We start from the raw sequence: 25421 nt of genomic DNA, 5'->3' as shown, positions 1-25421 counted from the left end.
ACCGAGGTTCTCCGAGGGCGGTGAACAGGTCCGGGCTGGGTCGCGCGGGACGACGGAACCCAGCGTACGCCTCGGCGCCCACACGTCGACGGCGAGCGGCGTGACGGAGACGCGGCGTTTTCACCCGGCGTCGCCCGCTCGCGACCGGTGACACGGTCCCTGCTGCTCCGTCATGCTCGGGGCGTGTCCACGTCTGCGGCGCCGGCCCCCGTGCCGGCCCGGCCCCGCCCGTCCGCGCTGCTCGTGGTGCTCGCGCTGCTCGTCGCGGTCTTCGTCGCGCTCTGGGCGGCCTCGCACCTCACCGTCGCCGGTCAGCAGGCCGACGCCGGCGCCTTTCGGACCCTCGCGCCCCTGCACGACGCCGGGCGCGACCTCGCCGGGGCGCTGCGCCGGGGTCTCCCGGTGGCGTGCGCGGCCGTCGTCGCCGTCCTGGGCGTGGTCGCGCTCGTGCGTCGCGCGTGGCGCGACGTCGTCGCCGCCGTCGTCGTCGTGCTCGGGACGGTCGGGATCGCGCTCGGGCTCCGCGAGGTCCTCGTGCGACCCGACCTCGGCGGGTACGGCTACGCCCACCAGACCTTCCCGAGCGGGCACGTGGCGGTGGTCGGCGGCCTGTGCGTCGCGATCTGGCTCCTGTGGCCGTGGCCGACGTCGCGGACGGCCGCAGGCTGGGCCGGGCTCGGGGTGACGTCGGTCGCCGCCCTCGCTTCCGTGGTGACGTACGCGCACCGACCGAGCGACGTCGTCGGCTCGCTGCTCGTCGCGGCGGCCGTCACGGTCGCCGTCGTGTGGCTGCTCGACGTCCCGCGGGGGGCCCGCGCGGCGGGGACGCCCCCGGCCGCGGCTCCCTCCGTCACCGACGGGACGCCGGAGCCTCCCCGGGTCGGCGACTCCTCACGCTGACCTCGGCGAGCCCTGCGTAGAGCGCCTCGTAGCGGTCCACGACGCGCTCCCACGTGAAGTCCTCGACCCGCCGGCGCCCGGCGGCACCGATCCGCCCCGCGCGCTCCGGGTCGTCGAGCAGGCCGAGCACGGCGGCTGCGAGCGCCTGCGTGTCCTGAGGGTCCACGAGGACGCCGTCGACGCCGTCGGTGACGATCTCCGGGGGCCCGCCCCGCACGGTCGCCACGAGCGGCCGGCCCGACCGCCACGCCTCGAGGACGACGAGCGGGGCGGCGTCCGCGCGGCTCGGCACGACGACCACGTCCGCACCCGCGAGGCGGGCCGCGACCTCGGACGGGTCGAGCCGCCCGGGCAGCTCGACGCGGTCCGTCAGCCCAGCCGACGCGACCCGGCGGCGCAGCGCGCCCGCCTCGCTCCCGTCGCCCACGACCACGAGCCGCGCCCGGTCGCGCAGCGGCGAGGACGCGAACGCGTCCACGAGCAGGTCGAACCCCTTGACGTGCTCGATCCGTCCCACCGCGACGACCACGGGCTCGCGCACGTCGTCCTCCGGACGGTGATCGACCACGTCGTGCCCGGCGAGGTCGACGCCGTTCGGGACGACCACGGCGTCCGGCGCGCCGAAGCGGACCAGGTCGTCCGCGACGACGCGCGAGCATCCCGTCACCGCACCCGCGACGCCGATCGAGCGCTCCAGCGCCGCACGCAGCAGCCGCGAGCGCTCGAACACGGCATGGTCGTCCGCGAAGGTCTCCCCGTGCGAGCTGACCACGAGCGGCGTCCGCGTGAGCGTGCGCACGCCGAGGGCGTACGCGCCGTTCGGGCCGAAGCACTGCACGTGGAGCACGTCGGGCCGGAACGCCCGGAACGCCCGGCCCCACGCGAGCGCGGCCCCTGGCGCGGCCAGGGCGAACCGGGCGACGTCGCCGGGCCGGCTCGACGGCTGCGGGGTCGGCAGGTAGCGCACGAGGACGCCGTCGACGCGGCGCGTGCCGAGCCGTTCGCCGCGGTCGACGGTCCAGACCTCCACCGCGCTCCCGCGAGCCGCCAGCACGCGCGCGACGTGGCGCACGTGCGACTCGACGCCCCCCGTGTGCGGGTCGAACGAGCTCGCCACCAGCGCCACCCGACGACGCCCTGCCATGCGTCCCTCACCCTCTCGCGGGACGTCCCGCGCCCGGTCCACGATCACCCGCTCATCACCCGCTCCCGCAGGTCCGGCGGGGCGCCCGCGCCACTAGAGTGGGCCACTCTACCGACCGCTCCGGTCGTCCCGACCGTGCCGCACCCACCGCGCACCACGCCCCGAGGGGGACCCTCCCGATGCCGCAGCTCGTCGTCGCGACCGTCGCGGTCGAGGTCCCGATGGGGGCCCAGGTGTACCAGGAGGAGGTCGCGGCGCGCGCGGCGACGGCGCTCGCGGACGGGTCCGCCGGCGCGACCGGCCCGTGGTCCGTCGACCGCGCCGTCTTCCGCTCGCTCCGCTCCCCGCTCGCCGGGACCCACCGGCTCCCGCTCGGGCGCCTCGGCTCCGCGGGGCCGGCGGCGCGCCGGGCCGTCGGCCGCGCGGTGTACCCGCGCAGCGCCGTCGTGCACCGCGTGGGGCTCGACCTGCCGCCCCACCCGACGCGCGACGTCGTCGCCGTGCAGGACGTCGTGTCGTGGCGCTACGACGACGAGTCCGCGCCGGTCCGCGCCGCCGCCGAGGAGGTCCGTCGCGCGGCGGCCGTCGTGTGCGTGTCGGAGTTCAGCGCGGACGAGGCCGCCGACGTCCTCGGGCTCGCCGAGCGGCCGGCCGTGGCCTACAACGGCGTCGACCCGGTCTACTTCTCCGCCGCGCCGCTCCCCCGCGAGCCTCTCGCAACGCTCGGGGTGGACGGCCCGTACGTGCTGCACGCCGGCGGTGCGTCGCGGCGCAAGAACCTCGAGGAGCTCGCGGTCGCGTGGACCGCCGTCCGCTCCGCGCGACCCGACCTCACGCTCGTCATGAGCGGGCCGCCCCACCCGCGGCGCACGGCGCTGTTCGCCGACCTGCCCGGCACGCGGCTCGTCGGTCGGCTGCCGGGCGAGCTGATGCCGGGGCTCGTCGCCGGCGCTGCGGCGGTCGTCGTGCCGTCGCGCTACGAGGGGTTCGGGCTCCCCGCCCTCGAGGCCATGGCGGCCGGGGTCCCGGTGGTCGCGGCGCGCACCAGCTCGCTGCCCGAGGTCGTGGGCGACGGCGGCGTGCTCGCCGAGCCGGACGGCGCGAGCCTCGCGGAGGCCTTGCTGTGGGTGACGACGCGCGACGCCGAGGTCGAGGCGCTCGTCGGGCGCGGGCGCGAGCGCGCCGCGACGTTCACGTGGGAGCGCAGCGCCGCCCAGCACGCGGCGATCTGGCGCTCGGTCGCCGCGCGCGGCTGACCGCGCCCGTGCCCGGGTGACGGCACTCATCCCGCCGGCTCCCACGCCTGGACCGCGCTGATCGCCGCGATCCACTCGCTCTCCGTCGCGAGCGGGACGAAGTCGGGGTGCAGCCCGCCGACGATCCCCGTGTAGTTCGCCGCGAGCACGGGCACGTCGCGCTCGGTCGTCATCGGGAGCGTCACGCGCACCGCCGTGACCTCGACGGGCTCGAACGTGAAGAGCGCGACGCGGTCGAGGAGCTGGTCGGTCTGCTGCGCGACGTCGTGCCAGTCACCGTCCGGCGTCCGTACGGAGACGGTGTAGTCGCGCAGTCCCGACGTGCAGCAGCGGATGCCCGCCGTCGCGACGGCGACGCGGTCGATCGTGCGCGGGCCGTCGGTGGTGACCTCGACGCCGGGGGCCTCGTCGACCGACCCGTCGGCCAGGCGCCCCGACCGCCACGGCTCGCGCACGGCGAAGGTCCCCGACGTCACGACGCCGGGACCGCTCGCGTCCTCGTGGGTCGACGTCGCGGTCACCGGGCGGCCCTCGAGCACGTCGTCGCCGAACGGCTCGACGGGGGCGACCTCGAGCGCCGTGCCCGCGGGCGCGACGAGCAGGACCGGCGCGCCGTTCACCGGGACGTCGACGCCCCCGGAGGGGACCTCCAGGCCACGCTCGGCGCCGTACGGGTCGCGTGCGGTCACGGTGACCGCACCGCCCGGCGCCGTGAGCCGCACGGTGGTGGAGAGGTCCTCGCTCCACAGGGCGAGCAGCTCGGCGCCCTCGACCTCGCCCGTCCCGGGCGCGCGCACGGCGTGGACCCCGGGGGTCCCCGTCTCGACCGCCTCGGGCGGCCCGAACCCGTCGAGGAACGCCGCGCTCGCCGCGAAGGCGGCGCCGGCCGGTTTGACGTACTGCCCGTACTGGAGCAGCGACCACGAGTTCCCCGCCTCGCCGAACCCGCCCTCGGAGAAGAAGTACGTCCACTCGTCGACGTCCTCGAGCCCGTACCAGAGGAGCTTGCGCACGACGTCGGACCCGCCCGCCCAGAAGTTCGCGACGCCGTCGGACCACCATCCGGTCTCGGTGTCCCACACGGGGACCTCGCCGCACGGGCCGATCGCCTCGCGCAGCCGGTCCAGCTCGGCGCCGTCGGCGGAGAACCCCTCCTCCTCCCACGACCGGTTGAACCCGGTGTAGGGGTGGATCCCGACCACGTCGAGCGAGTCGCAGCCGCCCGCGGCGACCAGGTCGGCCCACCACGCGGGCTCGATCCCGAGCGTGTTGCCGCCGACCACCACGACGTCCCGGAAGGCGGCTCGCGCGCCCGCCGCGAACGGCGCGCCGACCTCCTCCTCGTACGCGGCCGCGTCGTCGTAGCCCGTGCTGTTGGGCTCGTTCCAGGGCTGCCAGTAGCGGATCTGCGGCGCGCGCTCGTGGACGGCGGAGACGATCTCGCGCACCCAGCCCTCCCAGGTGCCGGCCTCCGCCGCGGCCTGCTCCGCCTCGCCGCCCGAGCCGAGCTGCAGCGTGAGGACCACGCCCGTCTCCTCCGCGAGCTCGGCAGCTGCCGCGAGCTCGGCGAACGGGTCGCCGTCCGCGGGCGGCTCGCCCTCCTCCTCGTCGGGCTCGAAGGCCGCGTTCGGCAACGAGTCCCACACGAGCGCGGCGGCGTCCGGCTCGGCGGTCGGGTCCGGCACGATCGACCCGAAGTCGAGCTGCGTGCGGTGGCTGCCCACGCCCAGCTGGTCGGCGAGCTGTACGCCGCGCAGCGGGCCGGCACCGCCCCAGTCCGCGCCGTCCGCGAGCGCCGCCGGGTCGAGCCCGCTGCCCGCGGCGGCCACGGTGTAGCGCAGGCACGTCCCCGAGACCGGTTCTCCCGTCGTGGCCTCGACGAGCGCGGCGTCGACCTCGTACACCCCCGGGCGGGTCGGCGGCAGGTCGAGCGCGAGCTCGCCGCCCTCCGCCGGGAGGTCCACCACGGTCTCCTCGCCGACCACCGGATCCCACACGCGCGGGTCGCCGCGCACCTGGTACCGCAGGCGGTACGTCCCGGCGGAGGCGCCCCACGCGTCGTCGAACGCGGCGACCACGCGCGGCACGGACCCGTCGGGGAAGACGCCGTAGGGCGCGTCCACGAGCAGCCCGGCACCGAGCCCGAGGCCGCCGAACAGCTCCTCGTTCGCGGCGTTGTACTTCACCGGCGCGCCGAGCTGGTACGCCATGCGGTCGGCCGTGATCTCCGTGAGGGCGAACCCGCCGTCCTCACCGTGCGTGAGCACGTAGTACGGCGCGTCGCCGGCGGTGCCGTCGCGCAGCACCGGCGTGCTCTCCCACAACGCGAACGGCTGCTCGAGGTCCTTGTGCGTGTCCGGCCAGACGCCGCGGAACGCACCGTCGCTCCCCCACCACCGGAACCCGAGGTTCTCGTCGGCGACGACGAGGCCGTCGCCCTCGGGCCCCGACGACGGTCCCGTGGTCGCACCCGTCGTGTCGTCGAGCCACGGCACGCGCGGGACGCCGAACGGCCGTCCGCGCACCCACGAGGCGCCGAGGTGGAGGGCCGGGTCGACGCCGTCCGGTCCGACCGCACGCAGGTCGAGCGAGCGGCGCTCGTCGTCGCGCACGTCGGTCTGGACGAGCGCCGTGCCGTCCGGGAGCTGGGCGAGGACGGCGCCCTCGAACGGGACCTCGGCGATCAGCTCGCCCTCGCCCGACACCTCGTGGAGGACCTCGCCCGCCTCCTGGACGCCGACGACGGTCCCGTCCTCGTCCGTCCAGCGCACCGTCCCGTACAGGTCGAGCAGGTCGCCCGACGTGTGCTCCCCCTCGGGGATGGTCGTCGACCAGACCGTGGACCCGTCGGGCGCGACCTTGAGCAGGTCGCGCCGGTGCACGAGCGTGTCGAGGAGGTAGACGTTCCCGTCGGGGTCGACCTCGAAGGAGTCCGTGCGGAAGGTCTCGCTCGCGCCGTCCCAGTCGAGCTCGACGGGTGTCGTGGCCTCCGCCTCCCCGGTGGTGAGGTCGTAGCGCGTCACGGTGTACGTCGCCTCGCGGTCCCACTCCAGCACGTACGCCGCGCCGTCGAGCACGCGGAAGGTGACGAGCTCGCCGTCGTCGAGGGTCACGACGTCGTCGACGACCGTGCGGATCCCACCCATCGCCTCGGTGTCGACGCCGTCGTCGGTCACCTGCTCGAGGCGGGGGAACCCGCACAGGGGCAGCGCGCCCGTCTGCGTGACGGGCGCGGCGGCGGGGACCGGGGACGCGGTGAACGGGGGCGCGGCCGACGTGCTCCCCGGGCCGGTGCCGCCGATCGCGACGGCCGCGACCAGCCCGAGGACCGCGGCGACGACGCCACCCACGACCGTGGGGTCCGCACCGCCCTCGGGCCCCTCCCGGTCCTCGTCCGAAGCCATCTCGCCGCCCTGTCGTCGTCGGGCCCTGCTCGGGTGCCGCTCCCGCGAGCGTAGGTCCGCGAAGAGCGTGCGCAGAGGGTCGAGCGGCACTTTCACCCGCGTCCGTCCGGTTCCGGGCCCGATTCACCCGTTCGACCCGGCCTCGGGCGCGAGCAGGACGACTATCTTTCATCTGTGCAGGCGACCACGGAACCCGCTATCCGCGTCGCCGGGCTGGGCAAGACGTACCGGCTCGGCGCGTTCGGCGAGCGCCCGTCCACCGCCGCTGCCGCCGCGATCCAGTGGGTGCGGTCCACCGGCAAGCAGAAGTACACGCTGTTCGACGCGCTCGACGACGTCTCCTTCGAGGTCCCGCAGGGCGAGGCGCTCGGGATCGTCGGCCGCAACGGCGCCGGCAAGTCGACCCTGCTCAAGATCCTCACCCGCGTCACCGCGCCCACGCGCGGGCGCATCGAGCTCAACGGCCGCGTCGGGTCTCTCCTGGAGGTCGGCACGGGGTTCCACCCCGAGCTCACGGGCAAGGAGAACATCTACCTCAACGGCGCGATCCTCGGCATGACGCGCAAGGAGATCACCAGGCGCTACGACGAGATCGTCGCGTTCTCCGGCATCGAGAAGTTCCTCGCGACCCCGGTGAAGCGCTACTCGTCCGGCATGTACGTGCGCCTCGCCTTCTCCGTCGCCGCGCACCTCGACACCGAGATCCTCGCGATCGACGAGGTCCTCGCCGTCGGGGACGCCGAGTTCCAGCGCCGCTCGATCCAGAAGATGCGCGAGGCCGCGCAGGGCGGGCGCACGGTGCTGTACGTGAGCCACCAGCTCCAGACGGTCCAGGCGCTGTGCACCTCCGCGGTCCTCCTCGACCGCGGGACCCTGACGTACTCGGGCACGGTCGAGGGCACGCTCCAGGCGTACCGCGACAGCTTCGAGAGCTTCGCGGCCGCGCAGTCCGACCCCGCGAAGCGCCCCGGGAACGGCAACCTCCGCCTCTCCTCGGTCCGGATGGAGGACGAGTTCGTCAAGTCGTCGCAGGACATCGTGGTGGACTTCGAGGCGCCGGCCAGCAAGGACCTGATCGGCACCTACTTCGTCTCGATGCACATCAACAACGACCAGGGCACGGTCATCGCGCAGTGCGACTCGCGGCTCGTCGGCAGGTGGTTCGACCCGGAGAAGCCCCAGAAGGGGCGCCTCGTGGTCCGCGACCTGTGGCTCAAGCCCGGCCAGTACACCGTCGACGTGTACGCGTGCCAGGCCGGGGTGCTGGACGCCTGGGAGGGTGCGTGGCGCTTCGAGGTGCTGCCCGACCTCCCCTACCCCGAGTTCACGGAGTCGTCGGGCACCGAGAAGGGCATGGTCTTCGTGAACTTCGACTACGAGGGGGGCTGACGTGGAGCAGACCGTGCAGCGCACCGTCATCACGCCGCCCGGCCGCCTCAACCTGCCGTCGTGGCGCGAACTGTGGAACGCCCGCGAGGTCGCGGTCCGGCTCGCCCTGCGCGACATCATCGTGCGGTACCGCCAGACGATCTTCGGCATCACCTGGGTCATCGCCCAGCCTCTCGTCAGCGCCGGGATCTTCACCGTCGTGTTCGGGCAGATCGCCGACCTCTCGACCGGCGACGAGCACATCCCCTACTTCCTGTTCACGCTCGCCGGGATGCTGGCGTGGAACCTCTTCAACGGGTCGCTCGGCCGTGCGTCGAGCTCGATGGTCGGGAACCAGTCGCTGGTCCAGAAGGTGTTCTTCCCGCGCCTGCTGGTCCCCGTCTCGAGCCTCGCGTCGGTCGTCGTGGACTTCCTCGTCGCGCTGGTCCTCGCGGTCGTGCTCCTGTTCGTCTACGGCGTGAACCCCGGGTGGGGGATCCTGCTGCTGCCCGCCTGGATCGTCCTCATCCTCATGATCGGGACCGGGATCGGCCTGGCCGCCGCGGCGTACATGGTCAAGTACCGCGACGTCGGCTACGTGCTGCCGTGGCTCGTGCAGATCCTGCTCTACGCGAGCCCCGTGGCCTACGCGCTGTCGGAGGTGCCGGCGAACCTGCGCTGGCTGTTCGACATCAACCCGGTCACGTGGTTCCTCGAGGGCTTCCGCTGGTCCCTCCTCGGGACTCAGGCCCCGGTGACCTGGCAGGTCGTGGCCCTCGTGGTCGCGGCGCCGCTCATCCTGCTCGGCGGCACGCTCGTCTTCCAGAAGAACGAGCGCGAGTTCGCGGACTTCATCTGATGCGCCGCACCGCGTACGTGCTCGTCGCCGACCCGAGCTACCTCGAGTCGAGCCTGCGCTCGTACTACGCGCACGTCGACCGGATCGTGCTGTCCTACGACGAGACGTCGACGTCGTGGACCGGGGCGCCGCTGCCCGTGGAGGAGTGCCTCGCCGTGGTCGACGCGCTCGACGTGGATCGCAAGTGCGTCCGGGCGCCGGGGCGTTACGCGCGCCCCGGGGAGCCACCGCTCGACAGCGAGACGCTGCAGCGTCAGGCCGCGCTCGACCAGGCGTCCGAAGGGGCCGACTGGGTGCTCCAGCTCGACACCGACGAGGTCGTGCTCGACCCGGTGACGTTCGTCGACGCGGTGCGGCGCGCCGACGCCGTGGGAGCCTCCGGCCTGGACTTCCCCTCCCGGTGGCTCTACTCGCGCGTGGCCCCCGGACGCTATCTGGAGGCGAGCACCCGCCTGGGCCGGCCGGCCGCCTCCTACCCCGGACCGCTCGCCGTCCGGGCCGGGACGCGGCTCACGCACGCGCGGCAGGCTACCGTCCCGCTCTACCGGGTCGACCTGGGACCGTGGAACACGGACCCCGCCCGGCGCCGTGACACCATCGTCCACCAGGTCGTGGACCCGGACTCGGCGGTGCTCCACTTCTCGTGGGTGCGCCGCCCGGAGACGATGCGCCAGAAGTTCGGGTGGTCCGGCCACACGGCGCACTACTCCCGGCCCGGTGTCTACGAGTCCTGGGTCGAGCGCACGCGCCGCCCTCGGCGCACGGTGCTCACCTCGCCGCTGCGCCGTCGTGACTGGTACCGCCTCGTGACCGTCCCCGAGCCGCCGGGAGGCGAGCCGTGACCCCGACCGTGAGCGTCGTCGTCGTCACCTACGGGCGGCCCGAGAGCGTGCGCGAGTGCCTGGAGCACCTGCAGAAGCTCGACACGCCCCCGCTCGAGGTCGTCGTCGTGGACTCGACCCCCGCCGACACGACGCGGCAGCTCGTGCGCGAGCTCTTCCCCGACGTGCGTCTGCTCCACAGCACGCTCGGGCGCGGCACGACGCCCGAGTCCCGGCAGATGGGCTTCGCCGTGACGCGCGGCGACGTCGTCGCGTTCGTCGACGACGACGCGTACGTCGCGCCCGACTGGCTCGACGAGCTCGTCGCCCCGTACGCCGACCCGGACGTCGTGGCCGTCGGCGGCCGGGCCGACAACGGCATCCCGGGCGAGGAGGACGAGGGCCTCGACCGCATCGGCCGGCTCCTGCCCGACGGTCGGCTCACCGGGTACTTCGCCGCCGACCCGGGTCGCGTCGTCGAGGTCGACCACCTGCTCGGGGCGAACATGTCGTTCCGCCGCAGCGCGCTCGCGGCCATCGGCGGCATCCGCGGCAACTACCCGGGAACCTGCCTGTGCGAGGAGTCCGACATCTCGCTGCGCCTGCGCGCGACCGGTGGTCGCCTGCTGTACACCCCCAGAGCGGTCGTGCGGCACATGGCGGCGCCCTACGGCATCGGGGGCAAGCGGTTCGACCGACGCTACCTCTACTACGCCCGCCGCAACCACGTCGTGATGCTCGTGCGGAACTTCGGGTGGCGCGACCCGATGGTGCGCCGCTACGCGCGCACCACGTGGCGCGCGCAGTCGAGCTACCTGTGGGCCGTGCGCAGCCGCCTCGGTCCGACCATGGCGGACGGCTCACCGCGCTCGCTCCTGCGGCGCGTCACCGCGCCCGTCGTGCTCTCACGCGCCGCCGCCGAGCTGTGGGGCCTGGCCGCGGGGTTCCCGGCGGCGCTCGTCGCCAGGCGGCTCGACCGCGCGGACGGGGTCGCGACACCATGAGCCCGCGCACCGGGCGCACGGCGTCGACCGGCCCGGCCGGGCGGCCGCGCCGCCTCGTGCACGTCATCACCCCAGGCGACCACTTCTCGCCACGGACGGGGAGCGCCGTCCCGACCGTCGTCGACGGGCTGAGCCGCCACGCTCGCCCCGACGGCCCACGACCCGCGGTGGTCGTGGCCGCCGGCACCTATCCCGACCGCTACGACAGCGCCGAGGTCCTCGAGTACGCCCCGGCACGCGCCGGGCGGGCCGACCGCTGGGTCGACGCGGCCGCGGGCCGCCTCGGGCTCGCCCGGCCGGGTGCGCGCAGGGTGCTCGGCGCGACGCTCGCCGCCCAGGGCGCCTGGGACCCGGGCGTGGTCCTCGCGCACAACGCGCCCGCGCTCGTCCCGCTCGTGGACGCGGACCGGCACGTGCCCGTCCTCTACGCCCACAACCAGGTGCTGGGCTCCTGGTCGGAGCGCGACGCCGGGCGCGCGCTCGACCCCGCCGCGGCGATCGTGTGCGTGAGCGACCACCTCGCGGGTGCCGTCGCGAGCCGGCTCCCGCTCCGCCTGCGCGAGCGCGTCCGCACGGTCCGCAACGGCGTGGACGCCACGGCGTTCGCCGTCCCCCGGCCGCCGCGGGGTGACGCGCTGCGCGTGGTGTACGTGGGCCGCGTCATCCCCGACAAGGGCGTGCACGTGCTTCTCGACGCCGTCGTCGCGCTCGGCCGCGCGGACGTCGAGCTCACCGTCCTGGGCCGCCCGGGCTTCGCCGCGGACGCGCCCCTGACCGGATACGAGCGGGACCTGCGCCGGACGGCGGAGCGCGCCGCCGGCCCGGTACGCTTCGGCTCCTTCGTGCCCCGTCCCGCGCTGCCCGGTCTCCTCGCCGCGGCCGACGTCGTCGTCGTCCCCTCCGCGTGGCCCGAGCCCTTCGCGCTCACCGCGCTCGAGGGCATGGCCGCCGGTGCCGCGGTCGTCGCGTCCGACGTCGGAGGCGTGCCCGAGGCCGTCGGCGACGCCGGGATCCTCGTCCCGCCCGGCGACGCGGCCACCCTGGCGGGCGCGCTCGAGGCGCTCGCCGACGACCCGAGCGCCCTGGACCGTGCCGCGCGCGCCGCCGTCGAGCACGCACGACGCCACGACTGGCGCGTCGCCGCCGCACGGCTCGACGAGGTGCTCGCGCCGTTCACGGCAGCGACCCAGCCCACCGGGTCCGCCCGATGAGCGCGCTGCGGGCGCGGACCGTCGCGCTCGAGGACCTCACGGCGGCCGACCACGAGCGGTGGGCCGACCTCGTCGACCGCGCGCTCGAGCCGAACCCGTTCCTCTCCCCCGCCTATCTCGCCACCGCGGTGCGGCACCTGCCGAGCGCGAAGGGCATCGTCGCCGTCGTCGTCGAGGACGACGACGCGATGCACGCGTTCCTGCCCCTGAGCAGGGCGCGACGATTCGCACGCACCCCGCTGCCCTACGCGACGACCGCCGGCCCGTTCCTCGGGTCCGAGTCGCCCCTGTGCGTCCCTCTCGTCGACGAGGACAGGCCCGCCGAGACGCTGGGCACGCTGCTCAACCACCTGTCGACGCGTGCCTCGGGCCTGCCCGGTCTCGTCGAGCTGACCCTGGTCCCCGTCGGCGGGCGGTTCGACGAGGCCCTGGAAGCAGCGTGCCGCGCGCACGACGTGCCGCTCGTGGAGCGCTACCGCTTCGAGCGGGCCGCGCTCGTCCCGACCGCCGGCGGCCCGGCGCCCCGCGAGGCGCTCAGCGCGTCCCGGCGCAAGCAGGTCGAGCGGCTGCGGCGGCGCCTCGAGCGCGACGTCGGACCGCTGGTCATGACCGACGCGGGCCTCGACCCGGACGCGTTCGCCGAGTTCGTCCGCCTGGAGGCGGCCGGGTGGAAGGGCACGACCGACGAGGGCGGGGCGCTCCAGGTGGTCCCCGGCGCGCTCGAGTGGTTCACCGACGTCGCCGACGACCTGCGCGCACGGGGCCGGCTCCACCTGTTCGTCCTCACCGCAGGGGACGAGGTGGTCTTCATCTCCGTCGTCCTGCGGGCCGGGGACCGGCTCTACTCCCTCATGGACACCTACGACGAGCGGTTCGCGAAGTTCAGCCCCGGGTCGATCGGGCGGGTCGTCGAGCAGGAGCACGTGCTCGAGCACACCGACGCGACGCTCTTCGACCCGTGCCTGCATCCCCGGTACGCGGTGCCGTCCGGCCTCTACCGCGACCGCCGGACGCTCCGCGGCGTCGTCATCGCGCCGCGCGGCGTCGTCGGCCGAGCGCTGCTGCGCCGTTCCGCGCGACTGCGCCTCCTCGCGACCCGGGCGGGCGACGCCGCCGCCCGAGCCCGCCGCGCCCTCTCCCGGGTGCGCGGCCTCGCGTCCCGGCCGGACGCGGCGGCGCGTCCGGTCCCGGCCACGGACGCGGGTCCGGGACCGGCGAGCATCGAGCACAAGGAGTCGTCATGACGATGACGCACCCGGGCCGGCCCGGGGGGTCGGCCACCACGTCCCGCACCGTCGCGGTGCGCGGCATCTCCGACGCCGACGTCGCGGCGTGGCGCGCGCTCGCGCACCGCGCCGCCGAGCCCAACGTCTTCTTCGAGCCCGACTTCCTGCTGCCGACGGTCGCGCACTTCGACCACGACGGCGGCGTCCGCCTCCTCGTGGTCGAGCGCGACGGCCGATGGGTCGCCGTCATGCCGTACGAGATGGTGCCGGGAGACCGCCACTGGCCCCGGCGCCACGCGTCGAACGACGGGCCCGTCCTCAACCAGGTGACGTCGCTCGGCTCGCCGCTCCTCGACGAGGCCGAGCCCGACGCGGCGGCCGCCGCGCTCGTCGCCGCGCTGCGCGCCCACGGACGCGAGCTCGGCCGTGCGTTCGCGTTCGCCTACGTCGCCGACGACGGCGCGGCGGGCGGCGCGCTGCACCGGGCTCTCGACGCCGCGCGCGTCACGCTCCACGTGTGGGGCGGGGACGACCGCGCGGCCGTCCGCTTCGCCGAGCTGCCCGCGAGCGAGGACCCGCTCGCGCACGTCCCGCGGTCCCGCGCCAAGGCCGTGCGCCGCCGCGCGCGCCGCCTCGGCGACGAGCTGGGCCAGCCGGTCACGCTGTCCGCGGCGGCGCTCGTCCCGGTGGCCGACCCGGCCGAGTTCCTCGCGTTCGAGCACGAGACGTGGAAGGCGGACCCCGAGCGCAACGGCCCGGGGTTCTCCCGGATCGAGGGCGGCGAGGCCTGGTTCAGCGAGGTGTTCTCCTCGTACGCCGCGAGCGGGAACGCGTCGATCGTGGCGCTCGCCGTCGCCGGCGTGACGCTGTACATGGCGGGGTTCCTGCGCTCGGGGTCGCACGTCTTCGCGTGGTACGACGAGTACGCGGACCGCTTCGCGCGCTTCGCGCCCGGCGTCGTGGGGCGGCTGCTGAGCGTGCGCATGCTCGCGGCCGACCCGACCGTCACGTTCCTCGACACGTGCATGCACCCGTCGATGTACCCCGACCAGAACGAGCTCTACCCGTCGCGGCTGCGCACCGCGTCGTACACGGCGGCCCTCGGTCCACGCCCGGTCGGCTGGGTGCTGCGGGCCATCCCCCTCGTCGGCCGGCTCCGCCGCCGCCTCGCGCGGCGTCCAGAGGTCCCCGCGTCCCCGGCCGTGCCGGGTGCTGCCGCCGACTGAGCCGGGTGTGCCGCCGCTCGAGCGGGGCGGCGGGGCCACGGTCCGGCGGTGTGGTCAGGGGGTCGGGAAGCTCCCGCTCGCGAGGGCCGCGACCTCCGCCGGGCTCAGGGCCCGGTCGAGGAGCAGGACGTCGTCGACGGCGCCCTTCAGCGGGTACCCACCGCCCGGCTGGTCCCCGACGACGAGCGGCCGGTCGTTGGTCCCGACCGAGTCCGGCCCGGCCACGGAGCCCTGCTCGACGCCGTCGACGTAGAGCCGCACGCGCGAACCGTCGAACACGCCCACGAGGTGGGTCCACGTCTGCCCGTCGACCGGGTAGGACGACGTCGCTTCGGCACGGAACATGTCGCCGGACGTCGCCTGGTTGACCCGGAAGAACGCCTTGCCCGCGGCGGACAGGCCGATCTCGTACCCGTCGTGCGTCGCGAGGACGGCCTTCTTGGCGACGTACTGCGTCGCGACGCGCTCGGGCCGCACCCACGCCGCGACCGTCATCGGGCCCGACAGGTCGAGGGCGGCCGCGTCCGGGACGCTCACGCGGCCCGCGGACCCGTCGAACCGGACGGCGCTCCCGGACACGCCGCCCACGCGCGTCACGCCGCTCGACGCGAGCGCGCCGTCCGTGCCCCACCCCGAGCCGTCCGCGGCCGCGGAGCCGGTCTCGTCGAAGCGCCACGCGCCGCGCGCGCCCGACGTCAGGAGCACGCGCACCGTGACCGTCGCGGGCTCCGACCACGCGCCCTCGGCACCTGCGCGCACGGTGAACGACGTCGTCCCGACGAACCCGGGCTCGGGCGTGAAGCGGACCGCGCCTGCCGCCGGGTCGGTGACCTCGACCGTGCCGGACGTCGGCCGGCTCACGATCTCGAGCGTCGCGCCCGCGGTGCCGTGCACCGCGACCGTGCCCGCGACCGCGGTCCGGGCGACGGTCGACAGCGCGAGGTCCTCCACCGCGGGCGGCTCCACGGGCTCGACCGGGTCGGTCGGGTCCGTGCCCGGGTCGGTCGGGTCGGTGCCCGGGTCGGTCGGGTCGGGGCCCGGGTCGGTCGGGTCCGTGCCCGGATCCGTGGGGTCGGTGGCCGGGTCCGTGGGGTCGGTGCCGGGAGCCGTCGGGTCGACGCCGGGCTCGGTGCCCGGTCCGGTCGCACCCGCCGAGCCGGCGTAGAGGGCGGCGACCTCGGACGCGCTCAGCGCACGGTCGTACAACCGCACCCCGTCCACCGCACCCTGGAACGGATACCCCCCACCCGACTGGTCACCGATCACCAACGGCAACGCGTTCGTCCCCACCGCCGCCGGACCCGCCACCGAACCCTGCTCCACACCGTCCACGAACAACCGCAACCGCGACCCGTCGAACGTCCCCACCACGTGCGTCCACGTCGAACCGTCCGCCACCGCCGCCGACGACGCGTTCACCCGGAACACGTCCCCCGACGACGCCTGGTTCACCCGGAAGAACGGCCGACCCGTGCTCGCCACGCTCAGCTCGTACCCGTCCACCTCGTACGACTGCGCCTTCTTCACCACGTGCTGCGTCGCCACCCGCTCCGGCCGCACCCACGCCGCCACCGTCATCGTCCCCGCCAGGTCCAACGAGGCGCGGTCGGCCACGGTGATCTTGCCGTTGGTGCCGTCGAACCGGACGGCCCGGCCGTCGACGCCGGCGACGCGCGACGTGCCGCCCGAGAGCGTCCCGGTCTGCGACCAGCCCGACCGGTCGGCCGCCGTCGTCCCCGACGTCTCGTCGAGGTCCCAGACACCGCGCGTGCCGGTCTCGGCGAGGACGCGCACGTCGACCGTCGCGGGGGCCGACCAGACGCCGCCCGCACGGACACGGAACGTGAAGGGGTCGGGGCCGACGAACCCGGCCGCGGGCGTGTAGCGGAACGCACCGGTCGACGCGTCCGTCACGACGACCGACCCGGAGGCCGGTGCCTGGACGACCTCGAACGTCGGGGCGCCCGTCGCCTGGGCCGAGAGCACGCCCTGGGCGGCGGTCCCCGTGACGGTCGCGAGCGACCCCGGCGTCGCGACGGGCGCGACCGGCCCCGGCGGCGAGCCGGCGTAGAGGGCGGCGACCTCGGACGCGCTCAGCGCACGGTCGTACAACCGCACCCCGTCCACCGCACCCTGGAACGGATACCCCCCACCCGACTGGTCACCGATCACCAACGGCAACGCGTTCGTCCCCACCGCCGCCGGACCCGCCACCGAACCCTGCTCCACACCGTCCACGAACAACCGCAACCGCGACCCGTCGAACGTCCCCACCACGTGCGTCCACGTCGAACCGTCCGCCACCGCCGCCGACGACGCGTTCACCCGGAACACGTCCCCCGACGACGCCTGGTTCACCCGGAAGAACGGCCGACCCGTGCTCGCCACGCTCAGCTCGTACCCGTCCACCTCGTACGACTGCGCCTTCTTCACCACGTGCTGCGTCGCCACCCGCTCCGGCCGCACCCACGCCGCCACCGTCATCGTCCCCGCCAGGTCCAGCCCCGCGGAGTCCGGGACGGTCACCTTGCCGGACGACCCGTCGAAGCGCAGCGCCTTGCCGCTGCGGCCGGAGACCCAGGTCGTGCCGCCCGAGAGCGCGCCCGTCTGCCCCCACCCCGACGTGTCGGTGGCGACCAGCCCCGTCCCCTCGTCGAGGTCCCAGCGCCCGCGAGCGCCGGCCTCGGAGGTCACCGCGAGGCTCGTGCGCGCGACGTTCGACCACAGGTCGCCGGCACGGACGCGGAACGTGAAGGCGTCGGGGCCGACGAACCCGGCCGCCGGCGTGTAGCGGAACGCGCCCGTCGCCGCGTCCGTCACCACCGCGGTCCCGTGCGCGGCGCCCTGCACGATCTCGAAGTGCAGCGGCACGTCGGTGGGCGACGAGCCCTGGAGCACGCCCGTGGCGACGCCGCCCGCGACCGTCGAGGCGACGCCGTCGGTCGCCGTCGGCGCCCCGAGCGCCGTCCAGCCGAGGCGCGCCGTGCCGGTCGTCGCGCTCGACGCCGCGAGGACGAGCGCCTCGCCCGGGACGTTCGCCTTGGAGCTCGTGACGTTGTTGTACGACCCGTCGAGCACGACGTCGGGCCCGTCGGAGAAGTCGATGTCGTCGAGCGGCGTGACCTTCTCGAGGATGTCGTCGAGCTGCTCGCTCGCCGTGTAGACGACCCGGAGGAACCCCGTCTGCTCGTCGACGAGCACGATGGGCCGGGTGCCACGTCGGTCGACCTCGTAGACCGGGTCCCACGTGCCACCCGGGCGGCGCACGAGGAGGCCGATCGTCGTCGCCGACGCGGAGTCGTACGAGGTCTTGATCGCCGCGTAGAGCGTCCCGTCGGACGTGACGGCGACGTTGAGGTGGTCGTCCGCGAACCCGTCGCCGATCGGCAACGCCGACGACTGTGCGGGCTTCTCGTCCGCAGCCCACGTCGAGGGCGGCGCGCCGTCGGCATGGGTGCGGAAGCCGAAGCGCTCCGTGGCCTGGTTCGACCAGAGCACGCCGATCTTCCCGCCGGGCATCGCGGTCACGAGGGCGATGTCGTCCTCGGTGATCCCGGACGCGAGCGTGACGGGCGCGGAGAACGATCCGTACGGTGCGTCCGCGTAACGGACCTGGACGGTCGACGCCGTGTCGGACGCGACCCACATGCGACCCGTGGAGTCGACGTCGAGCGTCGCCGTCTCGCTGCCGGGGAGAGAGAGCGCGGTCGCCGCGGGCCGCGCGCCCCACGGCACGTACGTGTCGCCCGCGGCGGAGTACTGGAGCGACACCAACGCGCTCGACGAGCCGTGCAGGAGCACGTGGACCACGTCGCCGACCTGCTTGACGTCCGCGCGCACGTCGGTCCGTGTCGACACCGAGGTCACGTTCGTCCAGGCGGCACCGTCGTAGCGCCACACCCAGGTGCCGGCGGGGCTCGTGCTGGCCGACGCGAGGACCGCCCACCACGAGCCGTGGGCGAACCACACCTTCGACTGCGGCTTCTCGCCCGTGTTCCCCACGAGCGGGATGCCCGGGGCGGTGAGCGCCGTGGACGATTCCGGCGCCGCACCCGGGCCGGCCGGCTCGTCGGCCGCCACGGCGGGTCGCCACGACAGGCCGACCAGGCCCTCGTCAGCGGGCACCTGGACCTCGACGAGGTACTTCTCACCCGCCTGCGCGTCGACCGTGACGGCGGACGTCGACACGTCGCCGTCGTCGTCGTTCGTCGCGAGGACCGGACCGTGCCCGGACCCCTCGCGCACGCGCAGGACCGTGTCGAGCTCGCTGCCCGCGGTGGAGAACGTCACGGGTCCCGACGCCGGAGCCGTCCACGACCACCACAGGGACCGCGCGACGGTGCTCGGCGCCTGCGGGCCGCGGTGCGACGCCGGGAAGTTCGGGGCGACGTCCTGCCCGACCGCGCCCCCGACGACGCGCGCCTCCGCGGCCACGTCGCCGACGACCTCGTCCACCGCGGCGGCGGCCGGGGCCGTGCCCCAGTCGCCGTTCTCGGACGCCGTGGCGAGGACCCCGACGCCCAGGGTCACGGCGACCAGGGCGGCGACTCCTCTGGCGGGACGGCGGCGTCGCCAAGCGGGAACGGACATGATGACCTGCCAGTCGTGTGTGCTCGGACTCTCAGCGAGGGAAACAGCGCTCGCCCCCGGGCGCACGTACCACCCCTGATCGAACCATGCGGACGACCCGCAGCGGGAGAGCGCTCGGGCAAGTTCACCCGCGCGAGGGGTACTGGCCGCCTGCCGGTGGCCGTACGTTACTGTCTGCTGGTCGGTCGCCGGCACACACGTGTACCGGAGACACAGGGGAGGTCCCAGATGAGCGAGCCCCGGACGCTGGACGTCGGCACGACCGACGTCGCCGCGGTCGCGGCCCCCGCCGGGACCGTGCCCGTCGCCGCGTTCTCCCCCTCGGAGCTCACCTTCGTCCACGACGCGGAACGCGGGACGTTCGTCCACCAGTACGACCGGGACCTCCAGCTCGTCGTCGTCTGGTCGGCCGCGCGCGAGCACGAGGCCGAGGTCCTCGCGATCCTGCGGCGCGAGCTGCGCGTGCTCGCCGAGATCGAGGTGCACTGGTCGCGCGACGAGGTCGTCACGAACTTCGAGCGGCTGTACGGCCAGGAGCTGTGGGGAACGTCGCCCAAGCCGCAGCAGGTCGGGGCCGGTCCGTTCCTCCTCGTCGTCGTCGAGGACCCGGACCCGCGCTACGGCTACGGGCGGAACGTCACCGGCTACGTGGAGCTGACCAACCTCGCCGTCGCGCGTGCCAAGCGGGCCGCACGGGATCTCGTCGGCGGGTACCGGATCCACTCGAGCAACAACATCCGCGAGTTCTTCCACGACGCGACGCTCGTCCTCGGCGAGGAGCGCCTGCGCGCCGTCCTCGCGCACACGGGCGACGAGCCCTACCGCGAGGTCGTGAGGGAGGACGTGGTCGGGAGCGGCGGGTGGCGCGACCTCACCGAGCTGTTCGGGGTCCTGCGGCTGACGAGCGAGTACGTCGTCCTGCGCAACGCCGAGGACCTGCCGGGGGCGCTCGAGGACGACCGCGAGATCGACCTCCTCGCGCGCGACCGCACCGACCTCGCTGCGGTCGCCGGGGCTCGTCCCCTCGACCCGGGAGGCGACGGCGTCCAGCACGGCTGCCTGGTGGGTGGCGAGCAGGTCGTCCTCGACGTCCGCGAGGTGGGCGACGGCTACCTCGACCGCCGCTGGCAGGACGACCTGCTGCGGCGGCGCACGTGGCACGCGGGCTGCGTCGCGGTCCCGCGCGTCGACGACCACCTGTTCTCCCTGCTCTACCACGCGAAGGTGCAGAAGCCCGCGGTCAAGCCGGTCTACGAGCCGCGGCTGCGGGCGCTGTCGCGCGCGGTGGGGCTGCCCGACGACGTCGCGGCACGGATCACCGACGACGAGGTCGCGGCTGCGGTCCTCGACGGCTTCCTCTCCGCCCACGGGTACGGGCTGCCGCGCAGCGACGACCCCGGCGTGCACCGCAACGACGCGTTCGTGCAGCGGTTCCGCCTCACCACGGTCGAGCCGACCGCGCTCGTGCTCGCGCGTGCCGAGCTCTGGGAGGCGGCACGGCACTCGCGTGCCGCCGAGCTGGCGGCGCGCTCGACGATCCTGCGCGCCGCGTTCCGCGGGGGGCGCTCGATCGTGCGGTCGGCCGTCCGGCGCGTGACCGGGCGGGGAGCCGGCGATGACTGACACGCGCCCGGGCGGCTCCGCCGAGGGCAGGGCGACGGGCGCGCCGGTCGGCCGCGACGTGCGTCCTGAGCCGGGCGTACGGCGGACGCTCACGAGCCGTGTCCTGGGACGCGCCAAGCTCGTCTACCTCTTTGGCTGCCCGGTGTCCGCCACGTTCGTCAAGAGCACCGACTACGCGGTCACCGTGTACACGAGGACCCGGGGGCAGGCGACGGTCGGCAAGTTCTTCGCGCGCGGGGAGCTCGGACGCGCGGGCTTCGCCGCGGAACGGCTCGCCGCGGACGTGCTCGGGGACCGCGCGTGGCGCATGCCCGTCATCCGGTGGCACCGGCGCGGGTTCACGGTGCCGCGGCTGCCCGACGAGGCGCGCCTCGACCTCGCGTGCCGGAGCATGGACCGGGCGCAGCGGCTGGACGCGGGCGCATGGGCGCTCGACGTGCTGCTGGAGATCTACCAGGAGGGGTACCTCCACGGTGACCTCCAGCCGCACAACGTGTGGGTCATGGACGGTCGTCTCGTCGCGACGGACTTCGAGACGTTCTCGCGCCGGACGCCGGGCATCCCGTTCCTCGACTCGGGCGACGTCACGGGCAACGACCCAGCACCGCGTCCGCGCCCGCTCGACCCCGCCTTCGACCCGGACGACGACTGGTCCTTCCACCACGTCCTGGGCGTCACCCTCGACGACGCGGTCGAGGCCCTGCGCACGCGTCTGGCCGCGTCCGACGACGACACCGCCCGGCGCAAGCTCGAAATCCTCGACGGCCGTCCATGACCACGACCTCGATCCGCAGCCCGAAGGGACGGCCCATGCCCGACCTCGTCGTCCGCCGTCGCGACATCGAGCGCGACGACCGCCCTGCCGGGGCCTTCCGCGGCGTCGCGTACGCGCGCGGCCTCGTCCCCTCGTTCCTCACCCGCTCGCTCGGGACGTTCTGCGTGGACACCCCGGACCGCGTCTACTCGCTGACGTACGACGACGGGCCCGACCCGCGGTCGACGCCCGGCGTGCTCGACGCGCTGGCCCGGCACGGCACGCGCGCGACGTTCTTCGTGCTGTCCGAGGCTGCCCGCCGGCACCCCGAGATCGTGCACCGCATCGTCGGCGAGGGCCACGAGCTCGCGCTGCACGGCAGGGACCACACGTCGCTGCTCACGATGGCCGACGACGCCGCGGTCGCGATGGTCCGCGACGCGCGCGCGGCGGTCGAGGACGTCGCCGGCGTGCGCGTCCGGCTCTACCGCCCGCCGTACGGCGAGCACACGTGGGGTCAGGCCCGCGGCGTGCGCCGACTGGGCCTCGATCTGACGATCTGGTCGGGCGACGCGTTCGACTGGGTGCACGACGAGGAGGAGGCCGTCGCGCGGCGCGCGCTCGCGTCCGTCTTCCCCGGTGCCATCCTCCTGCTGCACGACACGCGTGCGGACCCCGAGACCCTCGGTCCCGACGAGCGGCTGCCGGAGTTCGACCGCGCGGACGTCCTCGCCCGCATCCTCGCGGAGTCGCGGGCCCGGGGGTACCGAGAGACGACGACGGGCGAGCTCACCGCACGGTACCGCCGCGTGCGCAGCATGGCCCGCGAGCGGATGGCCCGCCGGTGAGCGGCACGGACGGACCGGTCCCCGAGCTCTCCGTGGTCATCCCGGCCTTCGACGCGGCCGCGACCCTGCCGACCCAGCTCGAGGCGCTGCTCGCCCAGCGACCGGACTGGCCCTGGGAGGTGGTCGTCGCCGACAACGGGTCGAGCGACGCGACCGCGGACCTGGTGCGGTCGTGGGCCGCGACCCGCATGCCCGAGCTCCGCCTGGTCGACGCCTCGGCGCGGCGCGGACCGAGCGCCGCGCGCAACATCGGTGTCGCCTCCGCCCGGGGTCCGCGCATCGCGTTCTGCGACGCGGACGACCGCGTGGGTGACGGCTGGGTCGCGGCGATGCGCCGGGCCCTCGACGCGCACGAGTTCGTGGCGGGCCCGTTCGAGGGGACGCTGCTCAACGAGGGGTCGCGCTCGGCCGTGAGCTGGACGGCCCAGGCGCACGGACTCACCGTGAAGCCGTTCCTCCCCCAGTTCGTCACCGCCGGCTCGGGCAACATGGGCGTCCTGCGGTCCGTGTTCGAGGAGGTCGGCGGGTTCGACGAGGGCGCCCGGACGGCGGAGGACGACGACTTCTGCCTGCGCGTCCAGCTGTACGGGCACGCGCTCGTGTTCGACCCCGGGATCGTGCTGCACGTGCGGCGACGGGACGGGCTGTGGGAGGTGTGCCGGCAGGCGTACTCCTACGGCGGGGGTGAGCGCCGCCTCATGCACCGCTATGCCGAGTTCGTCGCCGAGGCCGACGCCCGGGGCCCGGACGCCCGCGACGCGCCCTCCGCGGCGGCTGCCGGACCCGCCGGCGCGCCGGAGTCGAGCGCGGCGCGGGGCGCCGCAGGACGAGCCCTCGCGCTGGTCCGACGCGCGGGTCGGGTGGCCGGGCGCGCCGTCCGCAAGGCCTCGACCGTGCGCCACCCGGGCGACCTGTCCGACGTCGCCTGGCGCGTCTGCTGGTCGCTCGGTTGGCGGCTCGCGCGCGTCGATCCCACGACGCCGCAGGTCAGCCGGTCGCGCCCCGACTCGCTGCAGGGGGACCTCCGGCGATGAACGCCGCCCGCGCCGTGCTCGCACGCTGGGACGCCGTGAGCGCCCGGCGACGCGTGACGCGGGCGGGGGCGCTGGGTCACGCCGACCTCCTGGCGCGGGGCGTCTTCGTGAGCACCGAGGACGGCGTCTGGCACCGGCTCGGCACGTCGGTGCCGCGGCACCTGCGCCGGTCCCGACAGCACGTCGACGTCCCCGGCGCCGAGCCGTCCCGCCATCCCGTCCGGGACGTGCTCCTGCGCGTCGCGCGGCGGCTGCCCCCGCCGTGGCTCTTCGTGAGCCACCGCCCGTCCGGACCGTACAGCGTCGTCACCACGACGTTCGAGGGCGGCCTGCTGTTCCTCGAGCCGGGTCGCTCCGTGGCTCGGACGGTCGAGCCGGGAACGGGGCACGAGCGCTACGCCGCGCTGCGTCGGAGGTTCGCGGAGCACGTACGCTGCCCGTCGTACCGGTTCGACCACGACCTGCTCGTCGAGGAGTTCGTCGTCGGCCGCCACCCGCTCGAGCTCGACGACGACGAGCGCGTCGCCCTCGTGCGCGCGCTCGTCCTCGACTACGCGCGTCTCGCCTCTCACGAGTGGGAGGCCGACCCCCGCCGGATCGTCGAGAGCGCGGTGGCCCTCCTGGGCGGGGTACGGCTCCCCGCCGGCTTCCCGTCTCACGCCGAGCTCTCCGCGTTCGTGGCGCGCACCCCGGAATGGGGCACCGTGCCGTCCGGCGCGGACCCCCAGGTGAACAACCTCGTCGCCGCGCCCGACGGCACGCCCGTGCCGATCGACCTGGGCGTCATGGTGCTCGCGCCCTTCTTCGTGTTCCCCGTGGGGATGATCGCGTCGGCGCACGGGGCGGTCCTCGCGGCCTACCTCCACGGCGACCTCGACGCCGCGGTGCAGGAGCTGTTCGCCGCGGGCCGGGCGTCGTTCACCACGACGTCGCACGACCGCGTCCTCCTGCTGGCGCTGTGGGCGGCCGTGACGTGCTGGTACGAGGCACGCCGGCTCGCGGCCGTGGACGACGTCGCGCGGGTCGGCGCCCTGCTCGCCGAGCAGTGGGACGACCTCGGGCTAGCGGGACCGGTCGCCGCGTAGCCGTCGCGCCACGACGTGCACGGGTGCCGTGGGCGCGAAGCGGAGAGCCCACGCGGCGTCGCCGAGAGCCGTCGGCACGTGCCGCCGGCCCAGCGCGGCACGTGCCGCGCGGCCCGCGCTCCACCACGCGAACCGGTCGTTGGCCCGCAGCCGGTCGTCGTACGCGTCGACGAGATCGCGTCGTCCCGCCGTGCGAGCCGCGGCTCGGTGCCGTCGCAGGATCACCCGGATGGCGGTCGCCAGGTCGCGGTAGGACCTCGTCGTGTTCGACGCGTGGTGGCGGTAGTCGACGAGCACGTCACCGACGAAGGCGAACGCTCCGAGTCCTGCGGCCTTGAGCACGAGGTCCATGTCCTCGCCCTGGCGAAACGCGGGGTCGAACCCGCCCACGGCGTCGAACGTCTCCCGGCGGATCACGAGGTTCGGGAGCATGACACCCGGTCCGCGGATCACGGCCCGCCGGTCGCCCGCGGGGCGCTGGTCCGCGGCGACGAGCTCGACGCCGTCGACGTCGATCGTGCGCATGCCGCAGTAGCTCACCACGACGTCGGGCCTCGCGGCCATGACCTCGACGTGCCGCCGGAGCCGGTCCGGGTGCCAGCGGTCGTCGTCGTCGAGGAAGGCGAGCAGCTCCCCGGACGTCTCGGCGACACCGGCGTTGCGCGCGGCGGACACGCCCGCGGGAGCCTGCCGCACCACGCGGGGGCGAGGGGACGCGACGGCCCGCGCCGCGTCCTCGACGATCCGGAGCAGGTCCGCGGGCTCGGGCGAGCCGTCGTCGACGACGACGAGCTCGGCGGCGGGGTGCGTCTGCGCGAGGACGGACGAGAGCGCCTCCGCGAGGAACGGCCCGCCGCGGTTCGTCGCGACGACGACGCTCACGCTCGGGAGGACGGCGCCCTCCCCGACCGTCTGCCGGACCTCGCCCACGTCGCTCCTCCGTGTCTCTCGCCGTGTCGCCGCCGTGGCCGCCGCCTCCCCGTCCTGCGCGGGCAGGTGCCGCCCGGGCCGCGGACGGACGGGGGTGAAATCGGCGGATTCCCGCGGGATCCGTGGCCTGCTGGGGGA

The 25421-nt window shown here is 75.1% G+C and carries 18 protein-coding genes; 14 read left to right on the top strand and 4 right to left on the bottom strand.

Annotation, left to right across the window (positions count from 1 at the left end; translation table 11 throughout):
- Positions 1 to 183 precede the first annotated feature (183 nt).
- The gene (locus JN535_RS18685) at positions 184 to 900 is read left to right on the top strand and encodes a phosphatase PAP2 family protein (RefSeq protein ID WP_205207320.1); all 717 of its coding nucleotides are present in this window, start codon (positions 184 to 186) and stop codon (positions 898 to 900) included.
- Here JN535_RS18685 and JN535_RS18680 read toward each other — a convergent pair.
- On the bottom strand, positions 851 to 2044 hold the full coding sequence (locus JN535_RS18680) for a glycosyltransferase family 4 protein (RefSeq protein ID WP_205207319.1): 1194 nt from the start codon (positions 2042 to 2044) through the stop codon (positions 851 to 853). The two genes, JN535_RS18685 and JN535_RS18680, sit on opposite strands and share 50 nt — an antisense overlap.
- A 179-nt stretch (positions 2045 to 2223) precedes the next feature.
- On the opposite strand from JN535_RS18680, the gene JN535_RS18675 reads away from it, so the two are divergent.
- A complete protein-coding gene (locus JN535_RS18675; protein WP_205207318.1) occupies positions 2224 to 3300 on the top strand; it encodes a glycosyltransferase family 4 protein in 1077 nt (358 codons plus the stop codon).
- Positions 3301 to 3326: 26 nt separating this feature from the next.
- Here JN535_RS18675 and JN535_RS18670 read toward each other — a convergent pair whose 3' ends face one another.
- Positions 3327 to 6704 (bottom strand): hypothetical protein, encoded by a 3378-nt coding sequence (locus JN535_RS18670; RefSeq protein WP_205207317.1) that lies wholly within the window; start codon positions 6702 to 6704, stop codon positions 3327 to 3329.
- Positions 6705 to 6878: 174 nt separating this feature from the next.
- On the opposite strand from JN535_RS18670, the gene JN535_RS18665 reads away from it, so the two are divergent.
- The 7 genes from JN535_RS18665 to JN535_RS18635 are packed head-to-tail and all read left to right on the top strand — an operon-like array spanning position 6879 to position 14419.
- Positions 6879 to 8093 carry an ABC transporter ATP-binding protein gene (locus JN535_RS18665; protein ID WP_205207316.1) on the top strand — a complete coding sequence of 405 codons (1215 nt, stop codon included), beginning with the start codon at positions 6879 to 6881 and terminating at the stop codon, positions 8091 to 8093.
- Between the two features lies 1 nt (position 8094).
- On the top strand, positions 8095 to 8931 hold the full coding sequence (locus tag JN535_RS18660; protein ID WP_205207315.1) for an ABC transporter permease: 837 nt from the start codon (positions 8095 to 8097) through the stop codon (positions 8929 to 8931).
- Positions 8931 to 9773, top strand: coding sequence for a hypothetical protein (locus tag JN535_RS18655; RefSeq protein ID WP_205207314.1), 843 nt, complete (start codon positions 8931 to 8933; stop codon positions 9771 to 9773). The genes JN535_RS18660 and JN535_RS18655 overlap by 1 nt, the downstream gene beginning before the upstream one ends.
- Complete coding sequence (locus JN535_RS18650) at positions 9770 to 10756, top strand: glycosyltransferase family 2 protein (protein WP_205207313.1); 987 nt, start codon at positions 9770 to 9772, stop codon at positions 10754 to 10756. Before JN535_RS18655 ends, JN535_RS18650 begins: the two co-directional genes overlap by 4 nt.
- Complete coding sequence (locus tag JN535_RS18645; protein ID WP_205207312.1) at positions 10753 to 11967, top strand: glycosyltransferase family 4 protein; 1215 nt, start codon at positions 10753 to 10755, stop codon at positions 11965 to 11967. The genes JN535_RS18650 and JN535_RS18645 overlap by 4 nt, the downstream gene beginning before the upstream one ends.
- The gene (locus JN535_RS18640; protein ID WP_205207311.1) at positions 11964 to 13211 is read left to right on the top strand and encodes a GNAT family N-acetyltransferase; all 1248 of its coding nucleotides are present in this window, start codon (positions 11964 to 11966) and stop codon (positions 13209 to 13211) included. Before JN535_RS18645 ends, JN535_RS18640 begins: the two co-directional genes overlap by 4 nt.
- Positions 13208 to 14419 (top strand): GNAT family N-acetyltransferase, encoded by a 1212-nt coding sequence (locus JN535_RS18635; RefSeq protein WP_205207310.1) that lies wholly within the window; start codon positions 13208 to 13210, stop codon positions 14417 to 14419. The genes JN535_RS18640 and JN535_RS18635 overlap by 4 nt, the downstream gene beginning before the upstream one ends.
- A 54-nt stretch (positions 14420 to 14473) precedes the next feature.
- Here the strand turns inward: JN535_RS18635 and JN535_RS18630 are convergent, their stop codons facing one another.
- Positions 14474 to 19009: a LamG-like jellyroll fold domain-containing protein gene (locus JN535_RS18630; protein WP_205207309.1), complete on the bottom strand. Its 4536-nt coding sequence runs from the start codon at positions 19007 to 19009 to the stop codon at positions 14474 to 14476.
- Positions 19010 to 19237: 228 nt separating this feature from the next.
- Here JN535_RS18630 and JN535_RS18625 point away from each other — a divergent pair, with 228 nt between their 5' ends.
- The 5 genes from JN535_RS18625 to JN535_RS18605 are packed head-to-tail and all read left to right on the top strand — an operon-like array spanning position 19238 to position 24353.
- The gene (locus JN535_RS18625) at positions 19238 to 20632 is read left to right on the top strand and encodes a hypothetical protein (protein ID WP_205207308.1); all 1395 of its coding nucleotides are present in this window, start codon (positions 19238 to 19240) and stop codon (positions 20630 to 20632) included.
- Positions 20625 to 21407: a hypothetical protein gene (locus tag JN535_RS18620; RefSeq protein WP_205207307.1), complete on the top strand. Its 783-nt coding sequence runs from the start codon at positions 20625 to 20627 to the stop codon at positions 21405 to 21407. The genes JN535_RS18625 and JN535_RS18620 overlap by 8 nt, the downstream gene beginning before the upstream one ends.
- Complete coding sequence (locus tag JN535_RS18615; RefSeq protein ID WP_205207306.1) at positions 21404 to 22234, top strand: polysaccharide deacetylase family protein; 831 nt, start codon at positions 21404 to 21406, stop codon at positions 22232 to 22234. Before JN535_RS18620 ends, JN535_RS18615 begins: the two co-directional genes overlap by 4 nt.
- The gene (locus JN535_RS18610) at positions 22231 to 23268 is read left to right on the top strand and encodes a glycosyltransferase (protein ID WP_205207305.1); all 1038 of its coding nucleotides are present in this window, start codon (positions 22231 to 22233) and stop codon (positions 23266 to 23268) included. Before JN535_RS18615 ends, JN535_RS18610 begins: the two co-directional genes overlap by 4 nt.
- On the top strand, positions 23265 to 24353 hold the full coding sequence (locus JN535_RS18605) for a hypothetical protein (RefSeq protein ID WP_205207304.1): 1089 nt from the start codon (positions 23265 to 23267) through the stop codon (positions 24351 to 24353). Before JN535_RS18610 ends, JN535_RS18605 begins: the two co-directional genes overlap by 4 nt.
- On the opposite strand, the gene JN535_RS18600 is transcribed toward JN535_RS18605, so the two are convergent.
- Positions 24330 to 25283, bottom strand: coding sequence for a glycosyltransferase family 2 protein (locus tag JN535_RS18600; RefSeq protein ID WP_205207303.1), 954 nt, complete (start codon positions 25281 to 25283; stop codon positions 24330 to 24332). The two genes, JN535_RS18605 and JN535_RS18600, sit on opposite strands and share 24 nt — an antisense overlap.
- Between the last annotated feature and the right edge of the window lie 138 nt (positions 25284 to 25421).

Origin of the sequence: Cellulosimicrobium cellulans (genome assembly GCF_016921195.1) — a bacterium.
Taxonomy (GTDB): domain Bacteria; phylum Actinomycetota; class Actinomycetes; order Actinomycetales; family Cellulomonadaceae; genus Cellulosimicrobium; species Cellulosimicrobium cellulans_F.
Note: the sequence above shows the minus strand (reverse complement) of the source record. Positions and strands in the feature narration are given on the sequence as shown.